The sequence below is a fragment of the Streptomyces sp. MB09-02B genome, from assembly GCF_033794485.1.
Classification (GTDB): Bacteria; Actinomycetota; Actinomycetes; order Streptomycetales; family Streptomycetaceae; genus Streptomyces.
In genome coordinates this window covers 1-10,868 of the sequence record NZ_JARGEE010000312.1, presented here as the reverse complement: position 1 = coordinate 10,868, position 10,868 = coordinate 1, and the positions used below count along the sequence as shown (strand labels likewise).

At 71.6% G+C, this 10,868-nt stretch carries 9 protein-coding genes; 1 reads left to right on the top strand and 8 read right to left on the bottom strand.

Annotated elements, in window-relative coordinates:
• The 8 genes from P1P70_RS32205 to mshD form a co-directional block, all read right to left on the bottom strand.
• A partial coding sequence (locus P1P70_RS32205) for a CHAD domain-containing protein (protein ID WP_319244084.1) occupies positions 1-447 on the bottom strand: 447 nt, incomplete at its 3' end.
• The gene (locus P1P70_RS32200; protein ID WP_319244086.1) at positions 428-2,662 is read right to left on the bottom strand and encodes an RNA degradosome polyphosphate kinase; all 2,235 of its coding nucleotides are present in this window, start codon (positions 2,660-2,662) and stop codon (positions 428-430) included. The genes P1P70_RS32200 and P1P70_RS32205, both read right to left, overlap by 20 nt.
• A 533-nt stretch (positions 2,663-3,195) precedes the next feature.
• A complete protein-coding gene (locus tag P1P70_RS32195) occupies positions 3,196-4,032 on the bottom strand; it encodes an ABC transporter permease (RefSeq protein ID WP_319244082.1) in 837 nt (278 codons plus the stop codon).
• Positions 4,029-5,078, bottom strand: a complete 1,050-nt coding sequence (locus P1P70_RS32190; RefSeq protein WP_319244080.1) for an ABC transporter permease — start codon at positions 5,076-5,078, stop codon at positions 4,029-4,031. Before P1P70_RS32190 ends, P1P70_RS32195 begins: the two co-directional genes overlap by 4 nt.
• Positions 5,075-6,103, bottom strand: a complete 1,029-nt coding sequence (locus tag P1P70_RS32185) for an ABC transporter permease subunit (protein WP_319244078.1) — start codon at positions 6,101-6,103, stop codon at positions 5,075-5,077. Before P1P70_RS32185 ends, P1P70_RS32190 begins: the two co-directional genes overlap by 4 nt.
• Complete coding sequence (locus tag P1P70_RS32180; RefSeq protein ID WP_319244076.1) at positions 6,100-7,056, bottom strand: ABC transporter ATP-binding protein; 957 nt, start codon at positions 7,054-7,056, stop codon at positions 6,100-6,102. The genes P1P70_RS32185 and P1P70_RS32180 overlap by 4 nt, the downstream gene beginning before the upstream one ends.
• Positions 7,053-7,457 carry a GntR family transcriptional regulator gene (locus P1P70_RS32175; RefSeq protein WP_319244074.1) on the bottom strand — a complete coding sequence of 135 codons (405 nt, stop codon included), beginning with the start codon at positions 7,455-7,457 and terminating at the stop codon, positions 7,053-7,055. The genes P1P70_RS32180 and P1P70_RS32175 overlap by 4 nt, the downstream gene beginning before the upstream one ends.
• A gap of 112 nt (positions 7,458-7,569) precedes the next feature.
• Entirely contained in the window at positions 7,570-8,511 is a 942-nt protein-coding gene (mshD, locus tag P1P70_RS32170; protein ID WP_319244072.1) for a mycothiol synthase, read from the bottom strand.
• Between the two features lie 283 nt (positions 8,512-8,794).
• Here mshD and P1P70_RS32165 point away from each other — a divergent pair, with 283 nt between their 5' ends.
• Complete coding sequence (locus tag P1P70_RS32165) at positions 8,795-10,609, top strand: bifunctional metallophosphatase/5'-nucleotidase (protein WP_319244070.1); 1,815 nt, start codon at positions 8,795-8,797, stop codon at positions 10,607-10,609.
• The last annotated feature ends 259 nt before the right edge of the window (positions 10,610-10,868 follow it).

Here is a 10,868-nt window from a genome sequence, read left to right as displayed (position 1 = left end):
TTCCCGGCCCAGGGAAATCCGACCCACCCCGCCGCCGGCGGCTCGACCGCCGGCGGCGGGGTGGGTCGGATTTCCCTGGGCCGGGAAAGGGGGCGCGCCCGACAGGCGGTTCAGGGCGTTGACCAGGCGGTCCAGGCGGGCCGCGTAAGCGTGTTCGCGGCCCAAGGTGCCGGAGAGCCAGGCCAGTTCGGGGCGGAGGGACTCCGACCACTCGGCGTCCAGCAGGGGCCGGAAGGTGTGCAGCGTGCCGCTGATGCGGCGGGCCGAACGGCGCAGGGCGAGCGCCGCGTCGGTGGACTCCTCGGCTCCGCACGCCGCGCCCCCACCGGTCTCCCGGTGGGTGCGCAGCGCGCGGAGGAACTCCGTGGCCCGCTCCCGCAGATAGCCGGCGACGGCGTCCGCGGGTGCGGCCGTGGTGTTCGTGGGGTCAAGGTGTCGCTGTGCCACGCCGGCGCCTCCGGGCGTCAATGAGCATCTCCTGGACGTTGCGCAGGGGCTGTCCGTCCGCGTCGGTCGAGTGCCGGGTCCACTCGCCGTCGGGACCGAGGTGCCAGGAGGAGGTCGTGTCGGACATACCGGTCTCCAGCAGGCGGTTGAGCGCCGCCCGGTGGGCCGGGTCGGTGATCCGGATCAGGGCCTCGATCCGGCGATCGAGGTTGCGGTGCATCATGTCGGCGCTGCCGAACCACACCTCCGGCTCGCCGCCGTTGCCGAAGCCGAAGATGCGGGAGTGTTCGAGGAAGCGGCCGAGGACGGAGCGGACCCGGATGTTCTCCGACAGGCCCGGGACACCTGGCCGTATGGCGCAGATGCCGCGCACCCACACGTCGACCGGCACACCCGCCTGCGAGGCCCGGTACAGGGCGTCGATGAGCGCCTCGTCCACGATCGAGTTGACCTTGATGCGGACGTGCGCGGGACGCCCGGCACGATGGTGCTGGACCTCCTTGTTCACGCGGGCGATCAGCCCGTCGCGCAGGGACTTGGGCGCGACGAGGAGACGGCGGTAGGTCTCGCGGCGCGAGTAGCCGGAGAGCCGGTTGAAGAGGTCGGAGAGGTCCGCGCCGACCTGGGCGTCGGACGTCAGCACGCCCAGGTCCTCGTACAGCCGTGCGGTCTTCGGGTGGTAGTTGCCCGTGCCGACGTGGCTGTAGCGCCGGAGCGTGTCGCCCTCCTGACGGACCACCAGGGACAGCTTGCAGTGGGTCTTGAGACCGACCAGGCCGTAGACGACGTGGCAGCCGGCCTCCTCCAGCTTGCGTGCCCACTTGATGTTGGCGTGCTCGTCGAAGCGGGCCTTGATCTCGACCAGGACGAGGACCTGCTTGCCGGCCTCGGCCGCGTCGATGAGCGCGTTGACTATGGGGGAGTCGCCGGACGTCCGGTACAGGGTCTGCTTGATCGCGAGGACGTCCGGGTCCTCGGCCGCCTGCTCCAGGAACGCCTGCACCGACGTCGAGAACGAGTCGTACGGGTGGTGCAGCAGCACGTCGCGGTTGCGCAGGGCGGCGAAGATGTCGGGCGCGGACGCCGACTCGACCTCGGCGAGGTCGCGGTGGACGCCGGCGACGAACTTGCGGTACTTCAGCTCCGGCCGGTCCAGGGAGGCGATACGGAAGAGGCCGGTGAGGTCCAGGGGCCCGGTCAGCGGGTAGACCTCGGACTCCTTGATCTTCAGCTCGCGCACCAGCAGGTCCAGGACCTCCTGGTTGATGCTCTCCTCGACCTCCAGGCGCACCGGCGGCCCGAAGCGGCGCCGCATGAGCTCCTTCTCCAGGGCCTGGAGGAGATTCTCGGCGTCGTCCTCCTCGACCTCCAGGTCCTCGTTGCGGGTGACCCGGAAGGCGTGGTGCTCCAGCACCTCCATGCCCGGGAACAGCTCCTCCAGGTGGGCGCCGATCACGTCCTCCAGCGGGACGTACCGGCCCGGGGAGGCCTCCAGGAAGCGGGAGAGCAGCGGCGGCACCTTGACCCGGGCGAAGTGCGAGGTGCCCGTCACCGGGTTCTGCACGCGGACGGCCAGGTTCAGGGAGAGGCCCGAGATGTACGGGAAGGGGTGCGCCGGGTCGACGGCCAGCGGGGTCAGCACCGGGAAGATCTGGTGGCGGAAGAGCGTGAAGAGGCGGGCCTGCTCCTTCTCCGCCAGTTCGCTCCAGCGCACCAGGTGCACGCCCTCCTCGGCCAGCGCCGGGGCGACGTCCTCGTGGAAGCAGGCGGCGTGCCGGGCCATCAGCTCGCGGGAGCGGGCCCAGATCATCTCCAGCACCTCGCGGGGCTGCAGGCCGGAGGCGGACCTGGTGGCGACGCCCGTGGCGATGCGGCGCTTCAGGCCGGCCACCCGGACCATGAAGAACTCGTCGAGGTTGCTGGCGAAGATGGCCAGGAAGTTCGCTCGTTCGAGCAGGGGCGTGTTGGGGTCCTCGGCCAGTTCCAGGACACGCTCGTTGAACGCGAGCCAGCTGCGCTCCCGGTCGAGGAAGCGGCCCTGGGGCAGCCGTTCGCCGCCCTGTTCGTCCTCGTCGTACGCGTCGAGGTCGGCGTCGATGTCGGGTTCCAGGTCGGACACCACGGCCGACACCGTGTGGGGGCGGTGGCCGGTTATGGAGCCGACGGACGGCTGCGCGTGCTGGACCTGGGCTGCCTGGGCGTTGGACTGGCTCATGGAACCATTGTTCCGCGCCGCGAGCATCACAGGCGCGTCGGACAGGGCCGGTGGGAGTGGGGGGACGCGCGAGGAGGCGTTCGCGGCGGCGTTCTCGGCGATGTCGGCGTCGATGCGCGCCACGACATCCACGACATCCACGACGTCGGCGGTGTGGTGCGGGGCGACGGTCGCGGGCGTGCTGGGGGCGTCCCCCGGGCTGTTCCCGCTGCTTGGGCCGCTGCGTGGGGGAGGCGGAGGCTCGGGCACGACGGGGTTCATTGCGGAAGCTTCGCAAGGTTGTCTGAATCGCCGGTTACGGAGACCTTACGTGCGGGATAGCGCGGGGAGGACCGCCGGTTCTGCGGTGACGTGTGGGGCAGTCCGGCGTACGCCTTCTCGTGATCACGCGCCGTTCACCGGCCGTACGCCGTCGGCACGCCCCTCCCCCCGTAGGAGGGGCGTGCCTGGTTCAGAGGCCCGGGTCGCGGTCCGGGCCGGGAGCGTCGCCACCGTGTGAGCCGTCAGTGGGTGCGGCGTCAGCGGGTGAGCTGTCAGCGGGCGCGGCGGCGCACCAGCCAGAAGGCGGCGGTCGTGGCCAGGGCGGTGACGGTGAGCACGACGCCGGTGGCCATGAGGTGCAGAGGCCAGAACCGGGAGGGCGGGGCGGTCTCGAAGCTCTGGCTGGTGGGCCACAGGTCGTCGGTGCGGCGGTCGAGGTACGGGTGGAACCAGACCATGAAGCCGAGCGCCACGGCGAGTGCCGGCAGGGCCCGCTTCAGGGCGAGGCCCGCGAGGGCGCCCACCGCCAGCGCGCACAGGGCGTACGCCACGAGCAGCGGGCCGCGGTTCACCATCGGGTCGGGGTAGTGCCACTCGTCGCCCATGATGCTTCGGTCCGTTCCCCAGGCGGAGCGGTAGACCAGGACCAGGACGGTGGTGCCGAGGACGAGCACTGTGGCGGGCACCGTCAGTCTGACCGCAAGCCATCGGGTCGGGGTGACCGACTGGGTCCAGGCCAGACGGGCGGTGCCCTGCTCCAGTTCGCGGCCGGTCAGTGAGGCCCCGGCCCAGGCGGCCACGCCGTAGCAGAGGTACGAGACGAGCGTGCCGATCATGCTCATGCTCGTGTCGTACGTCATCACGGACTCGAGGTCGATGCACCCGCCGTTCTTCCGGCACGAGACGAAGTCCGCTCGGATCCGGTCCAGCGTGACGATCCGCAGCCAGAGCATCCACCCCGCCATGACCAGCACATACGCACCCCACACCAGCAGCGCCGACCGATGGGGACGCAGCACGGTCCAGACGAGGCCCCGCAGGCGACCACGGCGGGCCGCGGACGGCGCGGGGCCGCCGGGTGCGGCCGTGGTTCTGCTCGTGATCGTCACGACGATCCTCCCTTGTGCGGCGCCATGTCACCGCCGGCCCGTCGCCGCAGCACACGGAAGGCGGCCCACATCAGGACGGCGGTGAGGGCGAGGACGATGGCCGTCTCGACGAGGTGGAGGGGCCAGAAGTGGGACGAGGGGTGGTAGTCGCTGTAGTAGCCGGCCAGGTCGGGGACGCCGTCACAACCCGCGGGGGTCTCGCAGGGGTTCGGGATGCGGGTCCCGTCGGCGGTGAACGCTCCCTCCTCGACTGGGAGGCCGACGAAGGCGGCGTGCCCCTTCTCCACGGCCGCCGTCACGGTGATGGGCGGCCACAGGTGGGGCCGCAGCTCTTCGATGGCATACAGCAGACCGGCCATGGCGAAAAACGCGTAGCCCAGTGCGGGCAGGGAGCGTCGGGTGAGCAGACCGACCAGGACGCCGACGGCGAGGCCGAGGAGGACGCGTCCGACGGCGAGAGGGCCGTTGCCCGCGAAGAACTCGTCGGTGTACTCCGGCCAGTACCAGGGTCCGCCGCCGCGCGCGAGGTGCGCCGACCACATCGTCCGGTGGAGGAGGACGAGGAGGGCGGCGCCAGCGGTGAGCACGGCGGCCGGGATGGTGAGCTTGGCGGCGAGCCAGCGGGCCGGGGTGAGGGACTGGGTCCAGGCCAGCTGGGCCGTGCCGTTCTCCAGTTCACGGCCGATCAGCGCGGCTCCGGCCCAGAGGGCGGCGAGCAGGGGCATGAGGGCGAGGAGCGAGGAACCGATGGTGACCGCTGTCCTGTACGGGTCCATCGCGGGGGCCTCGAAGTCGCAGTCCACGCTCGTCATGCCGTTGTCCCAGCACTTCTCCGTGTGGTAGTCGGCCCAGGCGGCGTCCACGCCCGGACCCGCCGCCCAGAGCAGCGCCCCCGCCGCGCCGAGGACCAGGAGCCCCCAGCACACCGCCGCCCAGCGGTGCAGGCGCAGGGTCAGCCAGGTCAGGCCCCGGGGCCCCCGCCTCGTGCGTCGGCCTTCGCCGGTGACGGGGGCCGGGGCCGGTGGTGTGGTGGTCGTCATGGTCATACGGCCCGCCCCGCACGGTGCCGCAGCACGCGGAAGGCGGCCCAGACCAGGGTGGCGGTGAGGGTGAGGAGGAGGGCGGTCTGGACGAGATGGAGGGGCCAGAAGTGGGAGGAGGGGTGGAAGTCGGCGTAGTGGGTGGCGACGTCGGTGCGGCCGCAGGTGATCTCCTCGCAGGCCGCGTCCGAGATGCGCTCGCCCGAGGTGGTGACGAGTCCGCGGTCGACCAGTTCGCCCGTCCAGCCGCGATCGGCGGACTGGGAGACGAGGGTCTCCACCGGCCACAGGTGGTGGCGCATGGTCCGCAGGGTGCCCATGACGACGGCCATGCCCACGAGAGCGACGGCGAGCGCGGGCAGGGAGCGGCGGAGCAGCAGGCCCGCGACGACGCCGAGCGCGAGGGCGAACAGGGCGAGGGCGGTGGCGAGGGTGCCGTTGCCCAGGAAGGTGCTGAACGCGAACCAGTCCCGGGTCCCCAGCGCGTGCCGCAGCCGCTCCTCGCGCCACCACACCAGACGGTTCAGCAGGGTCAGCAGGACCGTCCCGGAGACGATCACGGCGGCCGGGACCGCGAGTTTGGCGGCGAGCCAGCGGGCCGGGCTGACGGACTGTGTCCAGGCCAGCCGCGCCGTCCCGCTCTCCAGTTCGCGGGCGATCAGGGAGGCGCCCGCCCAGGCGCCGATCAGGACCGGGGCGATGACGAGGGCCGTGGAGCCGAGGGAGACGGCCAGGTCGTAGCGGGTGTAGGCGTCGCCGATCGTGCAGTACTCGGCCTCCGCGCAGCCGCTCTTCACGTACGCCGTCCAGACCGCGTCGTAGCCCGGTCCGGCGGCCCACAGCAGTCCGGCGGCGACGAGGCCCACCAGCAGCCCCCAGAACCACAGGGCCGACTGGTGCACCCGGAGCACCGCCCGGACCAGGCCGCGGGCCGGGGACACGGCGGGGGCGGGGGCCAGGTCCGCGGAGCGGGCGGCCAGGGCCGCGCCGGCCTGCGCGGGCGTGGCGGTCGGGTTGTCCAGGCGGTTCATACGGCGGTCCCTCGTGCCTCGGTCGTGTCGGCGAGGTCGACGTCGTGGCCGCCTTCCCCGGTGCCTGCGGCGTCGCCGTCGCCGTCGTCGTCGATCGTGAGCGCCGGGGCCTCCGGCGCCCGCAGATGGGCGAGGACCAGCTCCTCCAGGGTCGGCTCGGCGGCCTGCCAGCCGGTGCCGACGGGGCCTCGCGGACGGATCAGCGCGGTGAGCTGACGCCCCGTCGTCCGGGACTCGACCACGGTGTGCGGGGCGAGGTCGCCTGCCGGGCCGGTGACCAGGGTGTGCGCGGCGAGGATCTCGTCCAGCGGGCCCGCGAGCCGGACACGCCCTGCGCCCAGCAGGACCAAGTGGTCGCAGGAGCCCTCCAGTTCGGCCACCACGTGCGAGGACATGACAACCGTGGTGCCGTGCTCGGCGGAGTCCGCGAGCAGCATGCCCATCAGCTGGTGCCGGGCGAGGGGGTCGAGGTCGGCCATCGGCTCGTCCAGGAGCAGCAGTTCGGGTCGCTTGCCGAGGGCGAGGGCGAGCGCGACCCGGGTGCGCTGACCGCCGGAGAGGGAACGGATCTTCGCGTTCCGTTTCAGGTCGCCCTCGTCCACCACACGCTCCGCGACGGCCGGGTCCCAGCGCCGGGGGTTGAGCTCGCGGCCCAGCCGCAGGGTCTCGGCCACGGTCAGCTGGGGATACAGGGGCTTGTCCTGGGCGACGTAGGCGATGCGCTCGCGGGCCGCCGCCGGGGTCGTGCCCAGCACGCTGATCGTGCCCTCGGTGGGGGCGAGCAGACCGGCCGCGTGGGCCAGGAGCGTCGACTTGCCGGCGCCGTTCGGCCCGACGAGCGCGCACACCCGCCCCGTGGGCAGCCGCAGTGTGCACTCGCGCAACGCCCAGCCCCCCGACCGCCACCCGAACTTCTTGCCGAGCGCGGCCGCTTCCAACGCGGTCCCCGTCATGCCTGGTCCCCCCGATCTCGCTTGTCTGCTGTGAAGTGTTCGTCCAGGACGGAGGTGAAGAGGGCCTCCACGTCGTCCCGTTCGAGTCCGCTCTCCCGGGCCCGGACGGCCCAGCCGTCCAACTCGGCCCGCAGCGGGGAGTCGACGGGCGTGGTGCCCAGTGACCTCCGTACGAACGTGCCGAGGCCGCGGCGGGCCTCGACCAGGCCTTCGCGCTCCAGCTCGCGGTAGGCCTTCAGCACCGTGTTCGGGTTGATCGCGGTGGCCTCCACGACCTCGCGGGCCGTGGGGAGCTTGTCGCCCGGTTCCAGCAGCCCCATCCGCAGGGCCTGTTTGGTCTGCTGGACGATCTGGACGTAGGTGGCGACACCGCTGCGCCGGTCGATGCGGTACTCGACCACTCGAACAACCACCCTTTCACTAATTGAGTAGTGAAAGGGTGGTGCAAGAGAGGGGGCGGTGTCAACAACACCGCCCCCTGCCTGTGGAAAACTCCGCGTACGCGCGGCTGTGTCAGGTTTCGCTGCGGTACATCAGATCCGTCTCGTAGGTCACGAAGCCGAGGCGCTCGTAGACGGTGACCGCCGCCTTGTTGTCCGCGTCGACGTAGAGCATCGCGGTGGGCAGGCCCTGGGCGGCGAGGTGGCGCAGGCCGATCGTGGTGAGGGCCTTGCCGAGGCCGCCGCCCTGGGCGCCGGGGCGTACGCCGACGACGTAGACCTCGCCGAGCTGTTCGGCGGCGTGCGCCTTCGTCCAGTGGAAGCCGACCAGTTCCTCTCCCCTGAAGGCCAGGAAGAACCCCGCCGGGTCGAACCAGGGCTCGGCCTTGCGGTCGTCGAGGTCGCGCTGGGTGAGGGAGCCCTGTTCGGGGTGGTGCGCGAAGGCCTCCGCGTTCGCGGCGAGCCAGGCCGCGTCGTCCGCGCCGGGGACGAAGGCGCGGACGGTGACGCCGTCGGGGAGCACCGGCTCGGGCGGGTCGAAATCGGTCAGGGAGCGGCGCATCTGGCGGAGTTCGCGGAACAGGGTGAGACCGAGGACCTGGGCGAGGTGACGCGCGGCGGAGTGGCCGCCGTGCGCCCAGACCCGCAGCCGCTTGCCGGACTCGGCGAGCAGGGCGGAGCCGAGGGCGCGGCCGTGGCCGTGGCCCCGGTGGGACGGGTGGACGACCAGTTCGGCGGCCGGGGCCTCGACCGGGTCGTTGTCCTCCAGCTGGGCGTAGCCGACCAGGGTGTCGCCGACGGTGAGCAGGAGGTGGGCCACGCCTTCGCGGGGGCCGCCGCGGAGCTGGAGGCGGCCCTGTTCGGACACCGCCTGTTGGCCGTCGACCTGGGCGGCCTCGTCGAGGAGGGCGAGGACGGTGGCCCTCTGGTCGGGGGTGAGTTCCAGGCGGGTTTCGATACTGCGGGCGGCTGCGCCGGCCGCTGCGCTCGGCCGGGCGGTGTCGTCGCTGGTCATGGGTTCGAGGTTAACCGGGGGGTGCGGTGAGGGAGCGCCTATGGACTCGGTTGGTTCCGTGGTCGTGCGGGTGCGGCTTGAATGTGGCTGATCGCGCCCGCGGCGGAGCCGCTGATGTCGCGGCCTCGCGCCCCTATTGGCCCTGTTTCGTTCCCAGTTCGCCTTGATGGCAACCATGTCGTAACCAAGAACCCACTCCCGCGCTACGCGCGTTGACCCTAGGCTTCGGGCCGACGGGGCCTGTCTCACGTTTTTCTTACTTCCATACGAACCAGGGGGGCACATGTCAGCCACACCCCAAGCGCAGCGCCGTAGAAACCGCCGGAACCGGATCCTCGCCGCCGCGGCCGGGCTGGCGACCGTCGGTGCGCTGGCCGCCGCGATCCCGGCGAGCGCCGGTGAGGCGAAGCCGTCGAAGTCCGGCAAGGAGAAGCCGAGCCGCTACCAGGACGTGCAGCTGCTGTCGTTCAACGACCTGCACGGCAACCTGGAGCCGCCGGCCGGTTCCTCGGGCCGGGTCACGCACGTCCACGAGGACGGCCACACCGAGACGATCAACGCCGGTGGTGTCGAGTACCTGGCCACGCACCTGCGCGAGGCCCGCCGGGCCGACGACTACACGATCACGGCCGCCGCCGGCGACATGGTCGGTGCCTCCCCGCTGATCTCGGGCCTGTTCCACGACGAGCCCACCATCGAGGCGCTCAACGGGCTCGACCTCGACGTCACCAGCGTCGGCAACCACGAGTTCGACGAGGGTGCGAAGGAGCTGGCCCGCCTGCAGAAGGGCGGCTGCCACCCGACCGACGGCTGCTACGTCAAGGGCAAGAAGTTCAAGGGTGCCGACTTCCCCTACCTCGCCGCCAACGTCATCGACAACAAGACCAAGAAGCCGCTCCTGAAGCCCTACTGGGTGTGGAAGAAGAACGGCGTCAAGGTCGGCTTCATCGGTGTGACGCTGGAGGACACCCCTGGCGTCGTCTCCGCCGAGGGCGTCAAGGGCCTCACGTTCAAGGACGAGGTCAAGACGATCAACAAGTACGCCAAGGAGCTGGAGCGCCAGGGCGTCAAGTCGGTCGTCGCGCTGATCCACGAGGGTGGTCTCCCCGCCTCCCAGTCGTACAACTACGACTGCGACTCGCCCGGCGCCGGTGACGGCATCTCCGGTCCGATCGTCGACATCGCCAAGAACCTCACGCCGAAGGTCGACGCCGTCGTCACCGGTCACACGCACGCCGCGTACGCCTGCACGATCAACGACCCGGCGGGCAAGCCGCGCATGGTCACCTCGGCCGCGTCCTTCGGCCGCCTCTACACCGACACGACGCTGACGTACGACCGCCGGACCGGCGACATCGCGCGTACGGCCGTGGACTCCGCGAACCACGTCGTCACCCGTGACGTCGAGAAGGCCGCCGACATGACGGCCCTCATCAGCCGGTGGAACACCCTCGCCGCGCCCATCGGCAACCGCGCCATCGGCCACATCTCCGCCGACGTGCCCAACGCCGGCACCGAGTCCCCCATGGGTGACCTGATCGCCGACGCGCAGTACTGGTACGGCAAGACGCTCGACCCCGAGGTCGACCTCGCGCTGATGAACCCGGGCGGTGTGCGCGCGCCGCTCACCTACGCGGCCAAGGGCACCGAGGGCGACGGCGTCGTCACCTACGCCGAGGGCTTCACCGTCCAGCCGTTCTCCAACACGGTCAACCTGCAGAACTTCACGGGCGCGCAGCTCATCTCGATCCTCAAGGAGCAGGTGAGCGGGACGAACACCGCCGTGCCGAAGGTGCTGCTGCCGTCGTCCGGTCTGACGTACACGCTCGACCTGACGAAGTCCGGCGCGGACCGCGTCGTCACCGACACCGTCAAGCTCAACGGTGCGGCCATCAACCCGACGGCCACGTACCGCGTCGCGACCAACAGCTTCCTCGCGGGCGGCGGCGACGGCTTCCCGACGCTGGGCCAGGGCACGAACGACCTGGTCGGCGCGGACGACCTGGCGGCCCTGGAGCAGTACCTGCTGGCCAACTCCTCGGCCACGAACCCGATCGCGCCGCCCGCGGCCAACCGGATCACGATCATCAACAACTAGTCGGGCCGGAGGCTGTCGACCGGCCTCGGGCCGGATCAGCCTCGGGCCGGATCAGCCTCTGGACCGGCCGCGGCTCTCGGTACCCCGTGTCCCTCTCGGGACGCGGGGTACCGCTCTGTCCGCAGTCGTACGGCGGTGGCGGTGGCCCCGGTCCCTGCCCGCCCGTGATCAGCGCCCGTCCGCTGATAGCGTGCCGGGTCGTGCGTGCCCGGTCGGCCCGGGTCGGGCTGGGTCGAACCGGGTTGGGTCGGGTCGAACC

Excerpts from the sequence above, each read along its gene's own strand:
- P1P70_RS32165 (WP_319244070.1), top strand. The coding sequence starts at position 8,795 with ATGTCAGCCACACCCCAAGCGCAGCGCCGTAGAAACCGCCGGAACCGG.
- P1P70_RS32180 (WP_319244076.1), bottom strand. The coding sequence starts at position 7,056 with ATGACGGGGACCGCGTTGGAAGCGGCCGCGCTCGGCAAGAAGTTCGGG.
- P1P70_RS32200 (WP_319244086.1), bottom strand. The coding sequence starts at position 2,662 with ATGAGCCAGTCCAACGCCCAGGCAGCCCAGGTCCAGCACGCGCAGCCG.
- P1P70_RS32190 (WP_319244080.1), bottom strand. The coding sequence starts at position 5,078 with ATGACCATGACGACCACCACACCACCGGCCCCGGCCCCCGTCACCGGC.
- P1P70_RS32185 (WP_319244078.1), bottom strand. The coding sequence starts at position 6,103 with ATGAACCGCCTGGACAACCCGACCGCCACGCCCGCGCAGGCCGGCGCG.
- mshD (WP_319244072.1), bottom strand. The coding sequence starts at position 8,511 with ATGACCAGCGACGACACCGCCCGGCCGAGCGCAGCGGCCGGCGCAGCC.